The organism is Cohnella nanjingensis, from assembly GCF_014212125.1.
In the GTDB taxonomy this organism is placed as follows: Bacteria; Bacillota; Bacilli; order Paenibacillales; family Paenibacillaceae; genus Cohnella; species Cohnella nanjingensis.
The window spans coordinates 195,975-218,801 of record NZ_JACJVP010000041.1 but is presented as its reverse complement, the minus strand read 5'-3'; the positions used below and the strand labels follow the sequence as shown (position 1 = coordinate 218,801).

The following is a 22,827-nucleotide window of genomic DNA, read 5'->3' as shown; positions in this document are numbered from 1 at the left end:
GATGGATGGGATGTGATGTGCATGAGTGGATTGGATGAGAACGTGCTCGTCTGTCCGGTGGAGACAACACTGTCGGTGGTTGGGGGGAAATGGAAAGCAATTATTCTTTGGCGATTAGTTAGCGGTACCAAGCGTTTTAACGAACTCCAACGTTCGATCTCGCAAATTACCCGCAAGATGTTAACTGAACAGCTTCGAGAGCTGGAAAGAGATAACTTAATCATTAGAACAGTCTATCAACAAGTTCCGCCGAAAGTCGAATACACACTAAGTGACTACGGCAGAACGTTCTTACCTGTCATGCAGGCGATGGCTCAGTGGGGGTTCGTTCACCGCGAACGTAACGGTTGATTCATGAAGTTATCTAAAAAAAAGTCTTTGCAGCCACCGATGGGCGGGCAAAGACTTTTTTCGAAGACGACTAGCCGAGAGTCCTATCTGCTCTCTCCCGATCTTTCTAAAAGAGCGTCAATGGGCGAAGAAGTCCAGCAGCACGGGAGCGAGCAAACGAACCGACACGTTATGGTCTTGCCCCTCCAGCGACTGCGTCTTGGCATTGCGGAGCGCGGCCCCGAGCTCCCGAACGGCATTCCGCTGGTAAGCCGGACTTGCCTCTCCCGCAACGACGAGAGTCGGCGACGTGCAGTCGGCCCACCGTTCCGCAGGAAGCGGATGGCCCGACATCGTATCTCCCATGACAGTCCCGTCGTAAACGAGCGTGTTCGCCACCGCTTCCATGGCCGGCCAAAACGGCGCATGGCGCATTTGGACCACCATGTCGGCGGGAATGCCGACTGCCGCCGTCATGAAAAATTCGACAGCGTCCCCGCGGCGATCCGTTGCGAGGAGATCCGCGAGATGCCGCAAATAGTTCGGCGGGAGCGGAGGACGGCTGTCATCGACGATAAAAGGCGGCTCGTAAAGCGCCAACTTCTCGACCGGAAGCCTGCAAGCCGCCTCAAGCGCAAGAACGGCTCCTGATGACATGCCGAACAGACGGGCGTTTCCCCCGGCTTCCTCCATCAATGCTCCGATATCTTCAATCTCCCGTTCAACGGCATAAGGCGCCGTATCCCCGCTGTCGCCTCGTCCGCGCCGGTCGTAGGACATGACGGTAAAATGTGGTGCTAGAAAATTAGCCAGCTCCGTCATCATCGGGTCCGTTCGTATCTGAAACGCGCCTCCGACCAATATTACCGGCTGTCCGCTGCCCGACACGTCCACCGCAATTGGCGTCCCGTCGGCTGAAATGATTTTCTTCATGGTTTTCTCCTTTTGGCAATCATCTTAGTAAATTCCCTTCAAATGTACTCTAATCCATTACGTCACGTAATGCTCAAGTGAAATATTTTCCATTCCAATTTATATCATTACGATATTCATAGTCGCTTAAAAACAACGCAGTTTGGTTTAAGGCCAAACTGCGTTGTTTCGTTATTGTTATTTCTTAGAAGCTCTCGGACAGGCAGTTATATGTAACTCGAAACAGTATCTAAAGCGAAAGAAATATCAATAATACGAAATATTGCAAGCGCTTCAATTGTTGTATGGTATGACTGAAGGGGGGATGTGCGATCGGTTGGCCGAACATGAAGTCGCATGGAAAAATGAAAAATCGGAGGAGATTGTGATGAAAATCATGAAACTGTTTTTCCGAACGTTGATTTTCTCGAAACCTCGACTATCGATTCTACTATCGCTAGCCTTGTTGTCCAGCGCCTTTCTGTCGTTAGGGAGCGCATACGCGGCGGCTCCGTCCGTATGGATTCAGGGTGCGTCGGATAGGGCGTTCCAGACGTCCACGATGCCGGCGGGAGCCAGTACGGCGATCACCCTATACGCGGCTAGAAATGAATATCAAGCCGCGCAAATTCTAGTGAGGTCATCCTCTTCGCAATCCCACGTATTCGTGACTACATCTGCGCTTACCGGGCCTCGAGGCGCTGCAATTCCCGCTTCCAACATTAAAGTGACGAGGGAAATTACCCATACTGGCGTATGGAAGGCCACTGGGGATTACGAGAATCCTCCGGGCTCCACTTCCCCGGACAGCGGCGATTATACCGATTCTTTGGAGGACAACACGCCGCAAACGGTTGCGGCCAATGTGACTCAACCCTATTACTATAGCGTCTACACGTCCCCGACGCAGACACCGGGGACATACACAGGCAAGGCCGTCGTCCACAGCGGCGGCGGCAACGTAACGGTGAACGTGACTGTCGTCGTATACAACGTAACCATACCGCCGACAAATCAGTCCACCTTTAAGCTGAACAATTGGTTCGGATCGGCGGGGTGGGATTTTTCGGGCACGGAGCAAGTTATTCCTTTGCAATATAACGTCACGATGTACGATTCGAATTGGTGGAAAGTGATCGAGAACATCGCAGCCAATCACGCCAAGCATCGGAACAACGTCATTCATACGGATTTCCACGGCTTGCTCATTCCGGATACGACAATCGATGCGAACGGCCACATCAATTTCGGTTGGGCAACGTTCGATCGATTCGTTCAGACGTTTATCGACGCGGGCGCCTTGCAATATATTGGCGTCCCGCAACAAATTCAGCATGTGGGCGGCGGCCTTTCGAAGGTCGATACGCTGGTCAGAGGCGCGGACGGCAAAGCCGTCTATTACGGCGACGTTCCCGATTCTCCGACGGCCAACGCGTATCTGGACCAGCTGTTCCCGGCGTTGAAAGCGCATCTCGACGCGAAAGGCTGGACCGACAAATTGATCGTAAGCGCCGAAGATGAACCCCAAAATCAAGGGCAAATCGATGCCGCCATGTGGTACTACGCCAAATTGAAAGCGGTGTTCGGCAATCAAGTTCAGACAAACGAGGCTCATTCTTTTTTATGGACCGGGATGGAAAACGGTTTGACAAGCTATACGCCTCTGACGGAGCTTTACGACCAGAATACGGCATTCTATCAAAAACAAAGAATCGAAAACGGCAAAGAATTATGGCTTTACACATCGAGTAGTCCTCAAGGAGATTATATGAACCGGTTTATCAGCTATCATCTCGACAAAACTAGGCTGATCCCCTGGCTAGGGTGGAAGGTAGGCGCAACAGGTTATCTCCACTGGGGCTGGAACTATTGGCTCAATTGGGACAGCGCGACATCGTCGTTTACTGCAGCGGATACGGAAAGAGGTGACGGCCAGGGCTGGGGAAACTGGTGGCTCGTTCGTCCGAATAAGGCAGCGTACGATATATATGACAGCGTCCGCAGCGAGAACCAGCTTTACGGGGTGCAAGATTATGAACTTCTGAACATTTTGAAACAAACGAAGCCGCTTGTCGCCAAAAGCATCGCGGAATCCCTGATCACCGACTTTACCGTTTACACCCGTTCTGGAGCTAACGTGGATATCGCGCACAAGCAGATTCTTGATGAGATTGTTTCCGCATAAAGCGATACGCGGTTTGCCGAAATCGATGTAAAATAACGTTATGATGATAAATAAAGGACTGGAAAACCTCGGTTTTTCCAGTCCTTTATTTGAGTTTTCGAAGCGATGGATAAAGGAGAGAATTCAAGTGCAGGCAGCAACGAGAACGTTAATTCGACCGTTATCCTATCTTCGAAGCAAGTTGATGTCGCTTTCGATTTTTTCGAAGCTGGTACTGGCGTTTCTGCTCGTCCTCATTCCTCTGAATGCCTTGAGCTTAAGCATGAATCAATCCGGGTCGAATAGCGTTCGCGCGGAAATATCCAAGCTGATGACTTCAAGGGTCCATTTCTATATGGACTCGTTAGAGACGGAGTTTGCAAGAATCATCAGTCAAGGGCAAGAGTACATCGTCGACGATGATTTGCAGCGATTGTCGATCGCATCGGAAGTGATGTCCGAGATTAACATTTGGGAAGCCACCATGCGGCTGAAAAAACGTCTCGAGCTGTTAAAAAGCTCAAGCCCCTATATTCGCAACGTTAGCGCTTTTATACCCGCATTGGATCGGACGATTTCTTCTAATGAATATATTAGCCGCATGTCCAATGAAGAATTTCAGGCGATGTTAGCGCCGACGAATCGGTATGAATCCCCTTTCCTGATGTGGAAGGACAGGCTCTTTATCAGCTTTCCGTACCCTGACAACACGGTCATGCACGGGACACCGCCATTGTTCGTGCTATCGGTCGAAATCTCGAAAGACAAGATCGCCAAGGCGCTGAACGGATTCGGAAGCGACGATGAAGGCGGGGTTGTGCTGTACAGCGGCAAGCCGGCATTGCTTGTTGCAAGCGATTCGGAGGCAGCCGTTTATTTCAAAGAAAATCTGGAACAGGCTGACGCTTATAACGGTTCCGGGCTGAAGTCTATCAAAGTCGGCGAAGAGAAAGTAATGGTCGCTTTCGAAGCTTCAACCAAGTTCGATTTTACGCTATTCATCTATTTGCCTGAGAAAAACGTTCTAGGACCGCTCAAGCAATATCGAATCGGGTTGTGGCTGTTATCGTGCCTATCCGTCGTGATTATCGTTTGTTTTTCCTTTTTCATTTTCCGCTTGATTCATAAACCGCTCAAGAAGCTGATTCAAGCCTTTCGCGAGGTGGAGAGAGGCAATTTGACAGTAGTCGTGAATCCGTTCAAGGACGAGTTTCGCTATTTGTACGATCACTTCAACGAGATGGTAGGCAAGCTGAACGTTCTCGTTCACGAAGTGTATGAGCAGAAATACCGTGTCCGTTCATCGGAGCTGCGTCAATTACAATCGCAAATTAATCCCCATTTTCTATATAACAGCTTTTTTATTCTTTATCGCATGGCGAAAATTCAGGATTACGAGAACATCGTGCAATTTACGAAGTTTCTTAGCGAATATTATCAATTCATTACGCGCACGGGAGCCGAATTCATTCCGCTCGAAACGGAAGTGGCTTTCGTCAAAACCTATGCGGATATTCAAACGATCCGTTTCTCCAATCGGATTCAAGCGGAGTTCGGCGAGGTGCCGGCCAGCTGCTTGAAGGTGACCGTTCCAAGACTGATCCTTCAGCCGCTCGTCGAAAACGCATACAACCATGGGATGGAAAATAAATTGTCAACCGGAAAAATCGTCGTTTCTTTCGAGGAACGGGCGGATTTGCTTGTTATTGCAGTAGAAGACAACGGCGATACCTTGACGGATGAAACGCTCGACCGTTTGATCACGCTGCTGAAGCTCCCTGCTGAAGAAGCAGAGAGCACGGGGCTGATTAACGTGCATCGCCGTATCCGCATCAAGTTCGGGGCGCAGTACGGCCTCGCCTTTTCCCGTGGAACGGATGGCGGTCTAAAGGCCCAGCTGACGATTCCGATACCTAAGGAGGACGATGGACATGCATAGATTGCTGATCGTCGATGACGAGCCGTATATCGTCGACGGATTATTCGAATTGTTTGCGGGGCTGCCGCATCTTGAGCTTGACGTATGCCGCGCGTATTCCCCGATCGAAGCGCTAGAATGGCTGGAGCGTGCGAGGATCGATATTGTGCTGACGGACATTCGAATGCCGCTCATGAACGGAATAGAGCTGCAGAAAAAAATCAACCGGCAATGGCCGCGCTGTAAAGTCATCTTTTTAACGGGATACGACGATTTTGCCTATATTCAGGAAGCGCTGCGCAATGGCATCGTGGATTACGTGTTAAAAACGGAATATGACGAAGCCATTGTGAAAAGCGTGGAACAGGCGATCCATACGCTCGCCGGCGAGATGAGAAGCGAACAGATCGTCGTCGAAGCGAGAGCGCAGATGATTCACGCGCTCCCGGCGCTGCAGAAAGAATATTTGCTCGGATTCCTGGCAGACGAGGTGCCCGCAAACCGGCTAGATTCCGGGTGGTTGAAGGAACTCAAAATTGCGCTGAATCCGGAAGAGCCGTGTATGCTCGTTGTAGGCAGGGTCGACCGCTGGGAGGACGGAGCGACTTATTCGGATATGGGACTGCTGATGTACGCGGTTCAGAACGTTGCTAAGGAGTATTTCGGAAATTGGCGGTTTCAGCCGGTGCTGGCGGATCGCAAAACGTTTATTTGGTTTATTCAGACGGAGACCGCAACGGAAGGAAGGGAAGAAAAGACGGACAGCTTCGTTCACGGCACGCTGGAATCGGTGCAGGCGACATGCAGGGAGTTATTGAAACTGCCGATTTCGCTCGCCGCAGGCAGTTCGTTCGTGCCATTCGGCAAGCTGCCCGCGGCTTACGTTCAATTGAAAAAAATATTAAACCTCGGACTCGGCCAAGCGAACGAGATGCTGCTGACCGACCGATGGTATGCCGCCAACGACCTTCAATCCGACGGTGATCATCGTTCGGGTGCGGGCGAGCCGGATCGCGAAAAATGGAGAAAACAGATTTCCGAGCTGGAAAAATGTTTGGAAAACAGTCAGCAGGAGCAATTCGGCAAGCATCTGGATCAATTGCAAGCGGCGATTTTGACGGAGCCATACCGTTACGGTCTTCTGCTGGAATCCTACTATTCCGTCATGACGCTGCTTCTCTCCCATCTGAACGAACCGGGCGCGGATCTTGCATCTGCGATCGATCTCGATAAGCTGACGCGTTTCGATCAACATGGCTCTGCGGCCGAAGCGTTCCGTTATTTGCGCGTTGCTTCGGAGGTGTTGTTCGATCGGAAGCGGGACGAGTTGGACGAGCGGACAAGCTGGGTGACCGAGCGAATCAACCGTTATATCGCGGCGAATTTGGACCAGGATTTGTCGTTGACGAAGCTTTCGGAACAGGTGTATTTGAATCCGACGTATTTATCCCGCTTCTACAAGCAGACGATGGGAATCGGGTTGTCCGATTACATCGCCGAAGCCAGAGTAAAAAAATCGATGGAACTGCTTCGCGATCCGAAATATAAAATCCACGAGATCGGCGCGGTAGTCGGATATGCGTCCGCTCCGTATTTCACGACGTTTTTCAAAAGAATGACGCAAATGACGCCTCAGGAATATCGCGACGCAAATCGGTAAACGAAACGTAAGGAACGTCAATAGGTCGAAATGGAGATCAAGTCGGGGGCGTTCTACAATGAAAATGCATCTTTAACCGAGGAGGTCCAGAGAGATGAAAAACCGCAAGAAGGGGTTATTAGCCATTGCGCTTGTCCTAAGCATCGTGCTGGTAGCGGCTTGCAATGGCAATAAAAACAACGATAGCAGCGGCAACGCGGCCCCCGCTTCGACAGCCGGCACGGAGGCGACGCAGACGGCCGAAGCGTCGCAGTCGGCTGCTCCGGAAGAAATCGATCCGCTTGGCAAGTATGCTGCGCCGATTGAAATTTCCACTGCCCGCAGCATGACCGGCTCGATGAAGTTCCCGGCAGGAGACACGATCGATAACAACGTGTGGTCAAGAGCGTACTTGGACGATTTGGGCATTAAAGTGAAAAACGATTGGACGGCGGATGAATCGACGTTCGAGCAAAAAATGAACGTATCGATCGCCTCCGGCAACATCCCCGATCTGGTTCCGGTGAAAGCGGTTCAGTTGAAACAACTTGTCGATGCGAACATGGTGGAAGATTTGACGGACGTTTGGAACAAGTATGCATCGCCGCTCACGAAACAGATTTTCACGTATGAAGGCAACATCACGCTCGATTCGGCGACATTTAACGGCAAATTAATGGCAATACCTGCCGTTAGCGGTTCTTTCGACGCTTCCACGCTGTTATGGGTGCGCAGCGACTGGCTGAAGAAATTAAATTTGCCGGAGCCCAAGACGATCGACGATGTCGTGAAAATCGCCGATGCGTTTACGAATCAGGATCCCGACGGGAACGGCAAAAAAGATACGATCGGCTTGGAGCTGCAGAAGGAACTGTACGAACGCAATACCGGTTATGCGGGAATCGACGGATTGATGTTCGGCTATCATGCTTACCCGCGTTTCTGGATCAAAGACGCTTCGGGCAACCTGGTAAACGGCAGCATTCAACCGGAAGTAAAGGCGGCGCTCTTGAAGCTTCAGGAAATGTATAAAGCCGGATTGATCGATAAAGAGTTCGGCTCCAAAGATACGAATAAAGCGGCGGAGGCGCAAGGCGCCGGCAAAAACGGACTTCATTACGGACATATGTGGAATCCGCTGTTTCCGCTTAACGCCAGCCGCGACAACGACCCGAAAGCGGAATGGACGGCTTATCCGATCGTCTCGGTTGACGATCAACCGGCGAGACCCGGAATCACGCAATCCATTAACGATTTCACCGCAGTGAAAAAAGGGTATGCACATCCGGAAGCCGCAATTAAAATGCTGAATCTGTTCGTTAACATTTCAAACGACAATAATCTCGAAACGAGCCAGAAGTATGGCAAAACGCCTGACGGCATTGAAGTATTCAAGTTCGCCGTCCTCAGGGCCGGATTACCCAATGGAAATCTGAATATGCACTTAAGCGTGACAAATGCGTTGAAAACGAAAGACACGTCGAAGCTCACTTTGGCGCAGAAAGACACTTACGATCAGATCACGAAATATTTAAGCGGGTCAGGGACGACTGCGGAATGGTCGATGGACCGGATTTACGGCGAAACCGGATCCTTCAGAGCCATGAACGAATACGCCACGAAGAAACTGGATATTTACAACGAATTCTACGGCACGCCGACCAAGACGATGGCGGCCAAGCAATCGACGCTGGACAAGATGGAATACGAAGTGTTCACGAAAATCATCATGGGCGATTCGATCGACAACTTCGATAAGTTCGTGTCGGATTGGAAAAAAATCGGCGGAGACGAGATTACGAAAGAAGTCAACGAATGGTACAAAAATAAATAACCGTATGTGGGGGGATACCTTGGAGGCGAAGCCCGATGGGTATCCCCCTTCTTATTCGGGAAGGAGGGAGCTCAGAACCGATGCAACGTAAAAAAACGATGCGGCAATTGCCGCTTCATCTGATGCTGCTGCCGGCGCTCGTTATACTAGCCGTTTACAATTACTATCCGATGGCGGGAGCGGTTATTGCTTTTCAAAATTTCACGCCCGCCAAGGGCATATGGCATTCGGAATGGGTGGGTCTGGACAATTTCGACTATATCGCCAATTTGCCGGGGACGCTTCGGGTTTTGTGGAATACGGTTTTTATCGCGCTTATGAAAATTATCGCCAATCTGGTGTTGCCTATATTAATGGCTCTCCTGTTGAACGAAATCATCAACAACCGTTTCAAAAAAATCGTTCAAACGATGATCTATCTCCCGCATTTTTTATCGTGGGTCATTCTTAGCGGCGTCTTGATCGATATTTTGTCTCCATCGACCGGGATTGTGAACCAAGTGCTGAGCCTATTCGGCGTAGAGCCGATTTATTTTCTCGGAAACAACCATTGGTTTCCATTCGTTCTTGTTGCTTCCGACGTATGGAAGGAGTTCGGCTTCAATACGATCGTCTATTTGGCCGCGCTTACGAGCATAAATCCTTCCTTATATGAGGCGGCGGTCGTCGACGGGGCGAGCCGATGGAAGCAAACGCTGCATGTTACGCTTCCCGGAATGCTGCCGATCATGATTTTGCTGATGACGCTTAGCCTCGGAAACGTGCTGAATGCCGGATTCGATCAAATTTTCAATTTGTACAGTCCGCAAGTGTACGAGAGCGGCGATATTATCGATACGCTCGTGTACCGGCTCGGTTTTGTCGATGCCCAGTTCGGCGTTGCTACGGCTGTAGGTTTGTTTAAGTCCGTCGTTTCTCTGCTGCTGATTTCGCTTTCTTATCTCCTGGCTTATCGTATAGCGAATTACCGCATTTTCTAGAAAGGGGGAGAGAACGTGATCCGATTATCGCCTGGCGGAAAAATATTCGTTGTCGGCAATACGATTTTTCTTTTCGGAGTGTCCATTCTCTGTTTGCTGCCACTCATCCATATTTTGGCTCTCTCGTTCAGCTCCAGCGGCCCGGCAACTGCCAATGAGGTAAAGTTCTGGCCGGTTGATTTTACGTTCGGCTCGTACAAGTTTATTATGCATAAATCGGAATTTTTGACTGCGATGGTCGTTACGCTAAAGCGGTTTTCGATCGGGACAGCCATTAGCCTGGCGTTGACGCTGTTATCCGCGTACGCGCTGTCCAAGGAAGAGCGCGCATTTCGGGGACGGACCCTATATGCCTGGATTTTCATGCTGACCATTTTGTTCAACGGCGGGCTTATTCCGTGGTATTTGGCGATTCATCAGACGGGGCTGCTCGATACGATCTGGGCGCTTGTCATTCCGAACGGCGTTCAGGTGTTCAATGTTATTCTGCTGCTTAACTTTTTCCGCGGACTTCCCAAGGAGCTTGAGGAGGCTGCTTTCATCGACGGCGCGGGGCATCTGACGACCCTTATACGCGTATTTATTCCGGTGTCCGCTCCGGCGCTGGCTACGATTACGTTGTTCACGATCGTCTATCATTGGAACGCCTGGTTTGACGGTTTGCTGCTGATGAACTCCCCCGCCCATTACCCGCTGCAAAGCTATTTGCAGACGGTTACGACGGTGCGCGATTTAACGCTAATTTCCTCTCAGAGCTTAGATGATCTGAAAGACGTATCCGATCGAACGTCGAAGTCCGCGCAATTGTTTCTCGGAGCGCTTCCGATCTTATGCGTCTATCCGTTTTTGCAGCGGTATTTCATTAAGGGAGTCGTGCTGGGCAGCGTGAAAGAGTAAAAATAGGTTACATGGCGGAGATGAATGCGATGATGGAGAAATTGAACCGGTATGAGAAGCTTGAACAGGCGGGCGCTTATCTTACGTCTGAAACCCGCCTGGAGGGCGGCAACGAGCTGTTGCACAGGATTGCCCGGGAAGCCCGGTCCAACGGAAAACGCGAAAACTTCTATACCGGCGTTCGATTCATGAACGCGGTGGATGAAGAGCTGCGCAGCAAAATTGATGCGACTTTCGGCGATGTGTACGAAGAGCATGAGGACGGTTATGCGATTGAGGCCGATGACGATGAGGTTCGGGTGTATGCAGCCGGTATAAGAGGCCTTGTCTATGGGGCCTACACTTTGAGGCAGCTTGGGGCAGACGGTTTTCTGCGGAAAGGGTTGATTTACAACGTTCCTTTATGCTCGTTTCGCGGACTGAAAGTCTATCTCCCCGCCCAAGAAGATTTAACGTTTTTTAAGTCCTTTATCGATATGGCCTGTTATTATCGCTATAACACGATCGTTCTTGAAGTTGGAGGGGCGATGGAATATAAGCGGCATCCGGAAATGAACGAGGGATGGGAAGCCTACTGCCGGGAGATGCGCGAATATTCGGGCAAAGCGACGGAAATTCAGAATGGCTCTAGATGGGCGAAAAATTCCATTCACTGCGAGAATGGAGGGGGAGGCTGGCTTACGCAGGAGACCGTCCGGAGTCTGGTCGCTTATTGCAAGGAAAGAGGTCTGTCCGTTATTCCGGAAGTTCCCTCGCTTAGCCATTGCGACTATTTGTTGACTAGGCATCCGGAGCTGGCGGAGAGAACGGACGATGCTTACCCGGATACGTACTGTCCTTCGAATCCGGCAAGCTACGAGCTTCTGTTCGATGTGCTGGACGAAGTCGCAGACGTGTTCCAACCGGATACGATTCATGTCGGGCATGACGAATATTACTCTATAGGCGTCTGCGATCGATGCAAGGGCAAGGATGCGGCCGAAATCTATGCGGAAGATTTGAGCAAGATTCATGATTACTTGGCGGGTAAAGGCATTCAGTCGATGATCTGGAGCGATAAACTGATTAATTGCATCAGCAAGCGCGGCAATGCTTATGGCGGCGCAGCGCACGCGATTCGCGACAAGGACGGTAACTTTATTCAGTTTGTGCCGCCTACTTACCGTGCGATCGATTTCATTCCTCGCAGTATACGCGTCATGCACTGGTATTGGTCGATGCCCCGGGCATACGATGAGGAATATTTAAGCCGCGATTTGGATTTGGCGTACGGGAATTTCGAAGGGCCGGGAATACCCGAGTGGAGCAGAAGATTGTCGCGGGGCGTGCAGGGGGCGAGCATCTCGAATTGGAGCGCGCTCCGGGAAGATTACTTGCAGAGAAACGGGATTTTCTTCAACATGGCGTACTGCTGCAGGATGTTTTGGCGGGAAGGGTACGAGGAGGGGGAGTTTGCCGAACTTGCCGAGGAAGCTTTCGCCGATTTATTCCGGTACAAGAATCTTGACGTTTTATCCAGGCCGCACATTGAAATTACGCATGCCACGACTTTTAACCGCGATTTCGCATGGTTTTTCGACGGCACGTTCATCGAGCCGGAGCGGGACGAGTTGGGCGATTATCGCCTAACGTTCGAGGACGGTTCAGAGACGGTCTATCCCGTAAAATACGGAGAAAACATCTCCCATTACGACAGATCGTGGACGACCCGGATGTCCGATGAATTCGACGTATACGAGTTCGATCGATCGCTGATTGAGGTCAGCTATACGGCTTTGCCTGTGCGCGAAGGAGCGAAAACATACTTTCGGATCGTTCTCGCCCATCCATTCCCGGAGAAAAAGCTGGCAACGATTGAATTTGTGCCGAAGAACGGTTTGGATGACTGCGTGATCATTCGGAAAGTTGCTGTGAAGGAATAACTTTTGAAGGGATGTTGGAAGGGATATGGCAGCCGAATTTCAAGTTACCGATCTGCAAGTCGAATACTTTGCTCATCCCATTGGGATTGATCGACCTGATCCCCGGTTCAGTTGGGGATTCGAGTCTAGACAGCGCATGCAGAATCAATCTGCCTATCAAATCTTAGTCGCTTCCAGCGAGGAAAAGCTTGGCAGCGGCCAAGCCGATGTATGGGATAGCGGGAAAGTCGTCTCCGCCTGCAATCGGAACATCGTTTATGCAGGATTGCCGCTTCGATCCGGGAAGCGTTATTACTGGAAAGCGAGAGCATGGGATGCCGACGATCGTCCCACGGATTACAGCGGAAATGGGACATGGGAAATGGCCTATCTGCAATCGGAGGATTGGACGGCACGATGGATCGGCGTTACGGAAAAGGACAAACGCCGTTGGGCGGCAGAACAAACGAAAGACGGAGCCGCGGCAGACGGTATGGGAACTCCGCTGCCGATTTTCAGGTCTGTTTTTCGCTTGGACAAAGAGGTGGTTAAGGCTAAAGCTTCTATATGCGGACTTGGGCATTATGAGCTTCGCCTGAACGGTCAAAAGGTCGGCGACCGGGTGCTCGAGCCCGGCTGGACGGATTATGACCATACGTGCCTGTATTCGGTGATCGATGTGACGGAGCATCTGCGAAAGGGCGACAACGCGGTTGGCGTCATGCTGGGCAACGGTTTTTTTAACGTAACCGGAGGGCGTTACGCCAAATTTATCGGAAGCTTTGGCGATCCGAAGCTGATGATGCAACTGGACGTAGCATATGGCGATGGCACGACGGAGCGGGTCGTTACCGGGGACAATTGGCGTATTCGTCGCGGACCGATTACATTCTCTTGCATCTATGGCGGCGAAGACTACGATGCGAATCTCGAGCAAGCCGGCTGGGATAAAGCCGAGTTCGTGGAGGACGGCAGGTGGCACAATGCGGAGTTGGTTGCCGGGCCTGGAGGCAAGCTTCAAGCGCAATTGATTCCGCCGATGAAGGTGATGAGAACTTTTCAGCCTGTCCAGGTGAATAGGATCTCTTCGAGAATCTATGTTTATGACTTTGGGCAGAATTTCTCGGGTTGGATACGTATCGTTGTCAAAGGAGCTTCCGGATCGCAGGTGAGGTTTACCTATGGTGAACTGCTGGATGACGAGGGGAAGGTGAATCAGAAATGGACGAAAAGTCCAAGCTACTTCTCTTATACGTTAAAAGGGGAAGGCGATGAAGTCTGGCGTCCGCGATTTTCCTATTCCGGCTTTCGTTACATCCAAGTGGAAGGCGCGGTTCCTGAGGGTGCAAATACGGTTTCGGCTTGGCAAGAGCCGGTGTTGAAGCAGATCGAAGGGCAAATGATTTATCCGGACGTGAGGAAAGTCGGCGAATTCTCTTGTTCTAATCCTCTATTTAATCGTATTCACGACAATATTAACTGGGCGATTCTGAGCAACATGAAAAGCGTATTCACCGACTGTCCGCACCGCGAGAAATTGGGTTGGCTGGAGCAAACGCATCTGATGGGGCCATCCATCATGTATAACTACGATGTGTCTAACCTCTATCGCAAAATTGTGGGGGATATGGGGGAAGCGCAACTGGATAACGGGCTTATTCCCGACATCGCACCTGAGTATACGGTGTTCGAGGAAGGTTTCCGCGATTCTCCCGAGTGGGGGAGCGCGTATATCATCGCCGCTTGGTATGCTTATCATTGGTACGGGGACAAGGAGGTGCTCGAAAATCATTATGACGGCATGAAAAAATACATCGATTACTTGACAGGGCTTTCCGACGGTTATTTGCTGAGTCACGGATTGGGAGATTGGTGCGACGTCGGATCGGACGGTTTTCCGTTGCACACTCCGATTGCCGTCACGGCATCGGCAACCTATTATTATGTTGCCGTCATTATGCAGAAAATAGCCGAGGTTGTGGGGAATCTTGAAGACGCTCATTGGTTTGCGGAGCTTGCTTTGAGCGTGAAGGAAGCTTTTAACGCCGAATTTCTGAATGAGGAATCGGGTCAATATGCTAGGGGCAGCCAAACCTCTAACGCGATGCCGCTTGCGCTGGGCTTGGTGCCTGATTCGTTGCGGATGAAAGTCCTTGAGAACATCGTTTCGGATATACGGGAGAGAGGAAACAGCCCTTCCGGAGGGGAAGTCGGTTTGCGGTTCATGTTCAAGGCATTAGCCGCAGAGGGGCAGTCGGGAGTCATTTCTACTTTGCTAAATAAAACGGATCATCCTAGCTATGGATATCAAATCTTGCATGGAGCGACGACGTTGACGGAGCTTTGGGACGGCCCGACGGCAGGGCTTTCGCAAAATCATTTTATGTTCGGGCACCCGGAAGAATGGTTCTATTCGAGCTTGGCCGGCATCCGAATCAACTATGAGGAAACGAACTTCCAACACCTTGCGATAGCCCCGCAAATGGTAGACGGCTTGCAGTGGGTTAAGGCTCGGCATGATCTTGTTCAAGGGAGAGTCGAAGTGTATTGGGAGCGGCAGGAGGATGGAATCTTGCGGCTCGATGTGACGATCCCGGTCAATACGACGGCTGTCGTTCATGTACCCGTTACGGATATCGATCGCATTTTGGAGGGCGGGCAGCGACTGGATCAAATGAAAGAGATTGAATTTTTGCGCCGGGAAGGGAATCATCATTTGCTTCGAATCGGCTCTGGCAGCTATCGATTTAGAATCGCGGGAGGAATCGAATAAGATGAAAATCGGGGTAAGGCAGGCAAAGTTTCACGATGTGGACCAGGTTATGAAGGTGCTTAATGAGGCAACGGCTGACTTAATTTCCAAGGGGATCAATCAATGGTCTTACCCCTGGGAATCTGAAATGATTAAGAATGAGATTACCTTTAACCATTGTTTCGTTTTAGAAGTAGATCAAGTGGTAGGTGGAACATTTTTTATAAGTGATATTGATTCTTTAAGCCAATTGCCTATAGAGCCTGGTAGTAAGTACTTATCTAAAATGGCCATTCTTCCTGAGCTTCAGGGCAATGGATTCGGGGCAAAGATGATCGCATTTGCTTGTTCTTTTGCGAAAAATAAAGGAAGCATTCTTTACTTGGATTGCTGGGCGGGGAATGATAAGCTGAAATCATTTTATAGCCATAACGGATTGGAGTATGTTGGCGATTTTCCCGAAGAGGACTACTTCATTAGCGTGTTTCGAAGCCCGGAATCAAACAGAAGTGCTTTCCTTTGAAATCCTGCGAATCAGCCCATCTACGTGTAACGAAAGGACCGATCGGCGCGAATTCCGCCAATCGGTCCTTCTCGTTGCCGGCCGCTAAACTCCGCCGCGCGCGTCGCCGGCCGCAACTTCGGCAAGGACGGCGGCTATCCGTTCGTCCCGCCGATAATGATGCCGAGCTGATGCGCCGTATCGTAAGCCGCCTGCAGCGGATCGGCCGCGTACGGGCTTATTTCCGCGGTCAGCGTGTCGTCGTAGCCGATTTCCCGCAGCGCCTGCCGGACGGCTGCCCAGTTGACGTCGCCGGCGAGCAGCGGGACGAAGCCGCCGCCGTTGCCGACGGCGGTTTTGAAATCTTTCACGTGAATTTTGGCGATGCGCCGGCCGAGAATCCGGATCCATTGCTCGGGGTACCCGTACAGCAGGACGTTGCCGACGTCGAAATAAACGCCCGCGTATGCGGAATCGAGCTCGTCGACGTAGCGGGCCGCCTCGAGCGGCGACAGCAGAAATTTGTTCCAGACGTTCTCGACGCCGATGCGCACCTTCCGCTTCTCGGCTTCGGCCACGAGCAGCCGCAGCTCCGCCTGGCTTCGTTCGTAGCATTGATCGTACGATGTCTCCGCATTGACCGTCCCGGGTACGACAAGCACCGTATCCGCCCCGAGCAGCTCGGCCAGCTCCAGCTGGCGAACGACGACGCGGCGGCCTTGCTCGCGCACTTCCGGATGCGGCGACGACAGCGAATGCTGCCAGAGCAGTCCGGTCGACAGGCTGCGCAGCCGCAGTCCGCCGCCGCTGACGAGCCGGCCGACCGCTTCGGCTTCGGCCGCCGACATATCCATCGTCAGCCCGATACCGCCGGGCTCGTACAGATTCAGCTCGATCGCCTCGAAGCCGGCGTCGGCGGACGCGGAGACTACCCGCTCAAGCGGGGTATCGGCGGGGAAGCACCACTGGTTGATCGACTTCAGCATGCTGCGCCCTCCTCCTCATCATCGGGCAGGGCGACCGGTTGCCGCGAAGCCGCCGATTCGTTCGCGGCCAGCGTAACGGCCAGCGTCCTGGCCGCTTCGGCGTAATCGCCCAGCAGCAGCTCCTGCCGGCCGGTCCGCACGGCCTCCACGAACGCCTTGTCCTGCTCCAGGTAAAAGTCGGTGGACGACTTGATCGTCATATCTTGGCCGTCGTCGACGATGCGCAGATCCGCCCCGTCGATCGACAAGTAGAAGTCGCTGCCGAAAAACTCGATTCCGCCGCGGCCGACGTAGTTGGCAAGGCAAGTGCTCGTAATATTGCCGATCGCGCCCGAGCGGAGCGTGAACGAGACGGTGCCGACGTCGTAGGCCGTCGCCTCCGGGTCGATCTTGCGCAGCGAACGCTGCTCGTGAATGGCTTGAACGTCCTTGAATTCGCCGGCCAAATAGCGGATCAGGTCAAGCTGATGCGTCGATTGCTCGACCAGCTGCCCGCCCGACATTTCCATCATGCGCCACCAGCGAACGTCCGGCATGCCGCCGAAGCGGTACGACATGACCAGATCGATCTGCTTGTCGGCCAGGTACGATTTCGCTTTGAACACGATATCCATGTAGCGGAGACAGTAGCCGGAAGTATTAATAATGCCGCCGTCGCGGATGGCCCGTTCCTTGCGCCGCACTTCGTTCATGTCGAGGCCGACCGGCTTCTCGACCAGCAAGTGGACGCCTTTGCGCGCCGCCTGCTCCTCGATATCGCCGCGGGCGAACGGCGGCGTGCAGACGAACAGGGCGTCTATGGTCCCCGACGCGATCAGCCTTTCCGCGCTGTCGTAAGCCGCCGCGCCGTACTTGTCCGCCATTTCGGCGCATCTTTCCCGATTGATGTCATGTACGGCGGCGATGTGGGCATGATCAATTTGCAGCAGCTTCCCGATATGGGCCTCCGCCATTCCGCCGACTCCGATAAAGCCGATATTGACCGTCATGTTCGACATTCCTCCCGGTACATCCGTATATTGCAGGGCAGCGCCGCTGCTCGGATAATTCCAAGGTAATGCATTCGGACAGGAAAGTCGTTACCGAAACAGCGCAGCAATTTACACAAAACCGCCCGATCGGCGGCAATAGGGGACGAGCATCAGCCGAAATGGACCTGCTGCAACTTGCGCCATTCGGTCGGGGATACGCCTTCGGCCCGCTTGAACCATTGGGAGAACGAGTGCAGCCGGGAGAAGCCGAGCTGTCCGGCAATTTCGGCGATTTCCTTCTCCGAGGAGCTGAGCAGCCATTTCGCCTCCGACATGCGGCATTGCTGCTGATACCGTTTCGGGCTCATATGGTACATATGCTCGAACAGACGGCGGAATCCGGTTTCGCTGAAGCCGGTCAGGACGGCAAGATCCGACATTTGAACGCCGTGCTGCAAATTTTCGCGGATATAGTCGGCCGCCTTCGTAATCGTCAACGCCTGCTGATCGGTCTGCATATGCTCAAGCAAAAACAGGATGAGCACCTCCGCCCAAGACAGATGCGCCCGCAGCTTCTCCTTGAGCGGCGAAGCCTGGAGGCGCAGCCATTCGCGGAACAGCCGCTCGAAACGGTCCTTGTCGAGGCGGGAGAGCGCGAAGACGGCCGGACGATCCGCCTTCGCCAGCCGTTGCAGCAGCTTCCCGATCGCCGGCGGAATATGCTCCAGATGCAGCACGCCGTAGCGGTTATGGCCCGCTCCTTCGAACCGGTGGTCCATCCGGGCCGGAACGATGACGACATTGCCCGCCTGGAGGGCGATTTTCCGTTCGCGCCATTCGAAGATGCCGCGCCCTTCCATCAGCAGGCTGATTTCCAGCGTCGCATGACGGTGAAAGCCGACATCCGCCCAGTCGTCGCTTCTCATGCCGATGAAGCTGCGTATTTGAAATTGATCGACCATGCGTCAATCCCTCCGGGAAGGAAACGAAATCGTTCTTATTATAGTGAACGCAAGCCGCGAAAGGCTAGCCTTTTCGCAAAAATCGTTTTGGCCGACCCGGCCCGCGAACGCAATGAGGCTGTGTTTGCTCACGCCCATTTTCACAATTACGAGAGGCCACAGTCGAAATTAAAAAATAGCGCACCCATCCCATTTAGGGAGGAGTGCGCTTAGCGGTTTTATTCCGTCTGTCTACAAAGACTTGACCAGTTCAAGTAACGGAGCGGTTTTCTGAATCGCGTATTAAAGCTTGATAAACTGGTCCCAGATCGCAGCGGAGAAATAGGTTTTTCCTTTGCTGAACTGTGTCGCCGCCGGCAAGTTGACCTTCTTCCCGTCGATCGTCGCCGTAGACGAGTCGACCCGCGTCGTCAGCGAATGTTTGCCCAACGTGACCACGATGTCTTTGTTTTTGCCGTGCCACTCGAGCTTAGCTCCGGCCGCAGCGGCCTTCGCGCGAAGATCGACTAGCGACTTGTCGGTTGGGTTGTCGTCCCCAATCACCGGAGCCGCTTCCACAATCTGCTTCATGCTCGGCAGGCCGGAAATGTATCCTACGCCGCCGGCTTTGCGGTTCTCGAACGATTTGTTGATTTCCGCCAGCACTTCGATTTTCAGCGGATCCGGGAGCAGCAGCTCGTCTCCCGGATGCTGGAAGTTGCTCATGATGTAGCTGAAGCCGTTCAGATCTTCGACGAATTGCAGCCCCGTCGCTTCGGCTCCTGCCGGCACGGACATAATTCTAGACAGCTTATGCGTGTCTACGTTGTACGCCCACAGATAATTGTTGACGTGCATGCCGCTATCCTCGCCGATAAACAGCGTACGCAGCGATTCGGAGTAGGAGAGATTGTCGGGATTGGCGACTTTGTCGACGGCGGCTTTATTGCCCAACGCGTCCGCTTTCGCCAGATCCTCGCCGACGACAAGGCCGCTCATGAACGTCGGGACATAAGCGCTGTCGATCGCACTGCCATCGCGGTCTTTGGCGCCGCCGGCAAGGTCGAGCTCATACGTCACGCCCGAGGAAATTTTGTCCACTTGAATATCGTCGGCCGGATCGGCGCCCTTTGCGTCTTTCTCCATCGCCTTTTCTACATAGGACATCGCGACATATGCCTTGCGGTCCTTCTCGTTGATCGTGACGCCTTCCATTTTGTTGAATTCCGAGGTGGCGCCGAGCATCGCGCCGTAGCGGCGGCTTTCAAGGAATGCTGCAGCCTTCTCCATGCCGGGTTTCACCTTCAGATATTCAATCTTGCCGGACGGGTACGTCTTGATGGCCGTGAAGCCTTCGGCAGCCTTGTCCGAGGTTTCGAAAATATCGCTGAATCGGAGCCCCTTATCGACGAGCACCTTCAATTCGGCGTCCGTTCCGTGCCCGAGCTTGATCCATTGAAGGTCGGCGCTGCCGCCGTTCGCGGCCGACTTCTGCACCCATTTCGCTGCATAGAGCGTGCCGGACGACAGGTCCTGCGCCTTATCCGCTACATACAGGAACAGCATCGTATTGCCGCCGTCGTCGCCGAACAGGGCCGTTTTGCCGTCGGGCGCGATCTTCGTCAGCTCATGGGAAAAGCGCCCCATGCTGTAGTGCTTCGCGACCTGCGTCGACTTATCGGCATTTGCCTTTACTTCGACGATATAGCCGTAATCGTACGGATTTCCCGTCTTCGTCTTATCCTGGTAGTACGCCTGTACGAACGGCGAGATGAACGTAGCTTTCGGATCGGCCTCGTAAGCGCGGGCGTCCGGATCGTATTCCTCGCTGCCGAGATGGGTGTTCCAAGGGGACAGAGAGCCGTTGCAGGGAATCCACAGACCGTTTACGCCGGAGAAATCGATTTTATTCAACTCGGTCGGCTTTAGTTCGCCGGTCTGTTTGTTCTGGTCCAGCGTCGTTAGACTCATGCTGGCCGGAATCAGACCATAGGCCGATTGATTCGCGTTATCAAAAGTGATGTATTCATAATGGGTGACCAGCGACAGGGCATTGCCGCCCAAAGCCGACGGCGCCATGCCCGGTACCTGGAACAGCGAGTTGGAGTCCGGCGAGTCGGATACGTAAGGCGTCGGATTCGCGGGAACGCTGTTGTCGATAATCGGAGCGCCCTTATGGTCGATCGCTACGCCGGCGACCGTGCCTCCGATCGAGTCCGTCGTTTTGAACAGTCTGTTATAGGACAGCGGGAAAGTCTTTACGGAACCATCGCTATAAGTCACTTTGAGGGAAGCGGTCGAATATTGGTCGGCCATCTCCTTTACGCTGGCAGGCGCGGCCATGCCCTCGAATTCAATGGACTTGACCGTTGCCCGAATCGGAGCCGCCTGTGCCGGCAGCACGGCCGGAAACACGAGAGCCATGGCAAACGCCGGGACGAGCATCCTGCGGATTCTCCTCATTCTTTGGATCCTATTGCGTTTCATCAAACACCCTCCTATTTTGATGGAATTAACGACTCCGAAATCGTAACATCCTAGTGTTATCGTTGCGTTAATAGGTAGGTTAGAAACTTTTCATAGAAAGAAATCGTTGTCGCACCTCCCAACAGCGATAAGGATCTTGAAGGAATCGCCCTCCTTAATTTGTTACGTCGCCCCTAGAGCAGAAGCGCGAACGTTACTGATTCGCCAGACAAAGCCCCCCATCTCAATCGAGATCGGGGGCTTGCTTGTGTTGTCCGAGTCTTATGCTTCCATCTTTCAGGGTGTTTCTACTTGACAATAGATAAAAACCGCCATATATTTAACATTAAGGTTAAATAACCAATAAGTTAAATAATGATTCGGAAATGCTCTTTGTTGAGTTAGTCTCAATTAGATAAGGAGTGGGAGGTGTTTTGATTCGATTTACGCTTTTGCTTTTCTTAACTATGTTTCTCAAATCAAATAAAGGTGGGTAATTTGATTATGGCAACCGTTTTATATATCTCAGCAAATCCTAATGATCTTGAGACATCGTATAGCCTGGCAATAGGAAAAGAATTCGTACAGGCCTATCTGTCCGCAAATCCGAATGATGAAGTTGTACATCTTGATCTATACCAAATGGATATTCCAGAGCTTGACGCCGATGTTTTTAGCGGTTGGGGCAAGCTTGGGGCAGGCGCTGTTTTTGACACGTTAACTGGCGCAGAAAAAGCGAAAATAGGACGTCTAGGCGAACTTGTTGATCAATTCGTCGCCGCAGATAAGTATATATTTGTAAACCCGATATGGAATTATTCCTTTCCGCCCGTTATGAAAGCATACATCGACTCTATTTGCGTTGCAGGAAAAACGTTTAAGTATGTGCCGGGTAAAGGCCGGGTTGGCTTGCTGCGAGATAAAAAGGCGGTTCACATTCAGGCAAGCGGAAGCGTATTATCACCTGGCTCAGCTCTTGCGGACTTTGAAATGGGGCATCGCCACCTGAATGCCATTATGACGTTTTTTGAGGTCCCTAGCTTTGAGGGCGTCTTCGTTGAAGGCATGGCCGCAGATCCCAGCCAAGCGTCAGCGATCAAAGAAAAGGCAGTTCAGAAAGCGCGAGAAGTTGCTCGTAGCTTCTAAAGAATGCAAACAAGAGCCGACGAGATTCAGGTATCCAACCCTGATCGTTTGGCTCTTTTTACATGCCTTCGAGTGGTCTGCCAGACTGGATATAGAGGGTAAATCTGCTTGACATTAGATTAAAACCCGCCTAAAATTAAACATATGGTTAAATATAACGAACAATTATTAAATGATGTTTTCCAAGTCCTTTCCGATCCCACGAGAAGAGAAATCATAAGGCGTCTAGCCGTTGGAGAAATGACGGTTATGAATTTGGCTATGCCTTTTGAGATGTCGTTGCCGGCCGTTTCTAAACACTTGAGGGTGTTGGAAAAGGCCGGTTTAGTTTCGGTTCGAAAGGAAGGAACTTATCGATATTATAGTCTAAATCCACAAGCAGTGGAAAACGCTCACGAGTGGTTGATGGACCTCAGGAAGTTTTGGACTGCTCAAATGGATAACCTTGAACATTTTTTGGATAATCAATCTAAACAAGACTAACGGAG

17 protein-coding genes are annotated in these 22,827 nt (G+C 52.0%); 12 read left to right on the top strand and 5 right to left on the bottom strand.

Translation table 11 applies throughout. The features are described from left to right. The first annotated feature begins 21 nt into the window (after positions 1–21). Positions 22–351 (top strand): winged helix-turn-helix transcriptional regulator, encoded by a 330-nt coding sequence (locus H7C19_RS24270; RefSeq protein ID WP_185671652.1) that lies wholly within the window; start codon positions 22–24, stop codon positions 349–351. A gap of 117 nt (positions 352–468) precedes the next feature. Here H7C19_RS24270 and H7C19_RS24265 read toward each other — a convergent pair whose 3' ends face one another. Continuing rightward, a complete protein-coding gene (locus H7C19_RS24265; RefSeq protein WP_185671651.1) occupies positions 469–1,263 on the bottom strand; it encodes an alpha/beta fold hydrolase in 795 nt (264 codons plus the stop codon). 262 nt (positions 1,264–1,525) lie between these two features. Here H7C19_RS24265 and H7C19_RS24260 point away from each other — a divergent pair, with 262 nt between their 5' ends. The 9 genes from H7C19_RS24260 (at position 1,526) to H7C19_RS24220 (ending at position 15,850) form a co-directional block, all read left to right on the top strand. Beyond that, entirely contained in the window at positions 1,526–3,427 is a 1,902-nt protein-coding gene (locus tag H7C19_RS24260; RefSeq protein ID WP_221469451.1) for a glycoside hydrolase domain-containing protein, read from the top strand. 127 nt (positions 3,428–3,554) lie between these two features. Beyond that, the gene (locus H7C19_RS35530; protein WP_185671649.1) at positions 3,555–5,345 is read left to right on the top strand and encodes a sensor histidine kinase; all 1,791 of its coding nucleotides are present in this window, start codon (positions 3,555–3,557) and stop codon (positions 5,343–5,345) included. Next, positions 5,338–6,984 (top strand): response regulator transcription factor, encoded by a 1,647-nt coding sequence (locus tag H7C19_RS24250; RefSeq protein ID WP_185671648.1) that lies wholly within the window; start codon positions 5,338–5,340, stop codon positions 6,982–6,984. The genes H7C19_RS35530 and H7C19_RS24250 overlap by 8 nt, the downstream gene beginning before the upstream one ends. Positions 6,985–7,078: 94 nt before the next feature. Continuing rightward, positions 7,079–8,797 (top strand): extracellular solute-binding protein, encoded by a 1,719-nt coding sequence (locus tag H7C19_RS24245; protein ID WP_185671647.1) that lies wholly within the window; start codon positions 7,079–7,081, stop codon positions 8,795–8,797. 80 nt (positions 8,798–8,877) lie between these two features. Then, positions 8,878–9,777, top strand: a complete 900-nt coding sequence (locus H7C19_RS24240; RefSeq protein WP_185671646.1) for an ABC transporter permease — start codon at positions 8,878–8,880, stop codon at positions 9,775–9,777. A gap of 18 nt (positions 9,778–9,795) precedes the next feature. Continuing rightward, positions 9,796–10,674, top strand: coding sequence for a carbohydrate ABC transporter permease (locus H7C19_RS24235; protein WP_185671697.1), 879 nt, complete (start codon positions 9,796–9,798; stop codon positions 10,672–10,674). An 11-nt stretch (positions 10,675–10,685) separates the two neighbouring features. Further along, on the top strand, positions 10,686–12,596 hold the full coding sequence (locus tag H7C19_RS24230; protein WP_221469449.1) for a family 20 glycosylhydrolase: 1,911 nt from the start codon (positions 10,686–10,688) through the stop codon (positions 12,594–12,596). Positions 12,597–12,621: 25 nt separating this feature from the next. Beyond that, a complete protein-coding gene (locus H7C19_RS24225; RefSeq protein WP_185671644.1) occupies positions 12,622–15,348 on the top strand; it encodes an alpha-L-rhamnosidase in 2,727 nt (908 codons plus the stop codon). A gap of 1 nt (position 15,349) precedes the next feature. Further along, a complete protein-coding gene (locus tag H7C19_RS24220) occupies positions 15,350–15,850 on the top strand; it encodes a GNAT family N-acetyltransferase (protein ID WP_185671643.1) in 501 nt (166 codons plus the stop codon). Between the two features lie 134 nt (positions 15,851–15,984). Here the strand turns inward: H7C19_RS24220 and H7C19_RS24215 are convergent, their stop codons facing one another. The 4 genes from H7C19_RS24215 to H7C19_RS24200 all read right to left on the bottom strand — a co-directional run bounded on the left by H7C19_RS24215 (position 15,985) and on the right by H7C19_RS24200 (position 21,214). Then, positions 15,985–16,815 carry a sugar phosphate isomerase/epimerase family protein gene (locus H7C19_RS24215; RefSeq protein WP_185671642.1) on the bottom strand — a complete coding sequence of 277 codons (831 nt, stop codon included), beginning with the start codon at positions 16,813–16,815 and terminating at the stop codon, positions 15,985–15,987. Then, positions 16,809–17,804 (bottom strand): Gfo/Idh/MocA family protein, encoded by a 996-nt coding sequence (locus H7C19_RS24210; RefSeq protein WP_185671641.1) that lies wholly within the window; start codon positions 17,802–17,804, stop codon positions 16,809–16,811. Before H7C19_RS24210 ends, H7C19_RS24215 begins: the two co-directional genes overlap by 7 nt. A gap of 152 nt (positions 17,805–17,956) precedes the next feature. After that, complete coding sequence (locus H7C19_RS24205) at positions 17,957–18,748, bottom strand: AraC family transcriptional regulator (protein WP_185671640.1); 792 nt, start codon at positions 18,746–18,748, stop codon at positions 17,957–17,959. A gap of 282 nt (positions 18,749–19,030) precedes the next feature. Continuing rightward, positions 19,031–21,214 carry an alkaline phosphatase PhoX gene (locus tag H7C19_RS24200; RefSeq protein ID WP_246469714.1) on the bottom strand — a complete coding sequence of 728 codons (2,184 nt, stop codon included), beginning with the start codon at positions 21,212–21,214 and terminating at the stop codon, positions 19,031–19,033. Positions 21,215–21,697: 483 nt separating this feature from the next. Here H7C19_RS24200 and H7C19_RS24195 point away from each other — a divergent pair, with 483 nt between their 5' ends. Together H7C19_RS24195 and H7C19_RS24190 are read left to right on the top strand one after the other, a co-directional pair. Next, positions 21,698–22,339, top strand: coding sequence for an NAD(P)H-dependent oxidoreductase (locus H7C19_RS24195; protein WP_185671639.1), 642 nt, complete (start codon positions 21,698–21,700; stop codon positions 22,337–22,339). Positions 22,340–22,483: 144 nt separating this feature from the next. Next, a complete protein-coding gene (locus tag H7C19_RS24190; RefSeq protein WP_185671638.1) occupies positions 22,484–22,822 on the top strand; it encodes an ArsR/SmtB family transcription factor in 339 nt (112 codons plus the stop codon). Positions 22,823–22,827 lie beyond the last annotated feature (5 nt).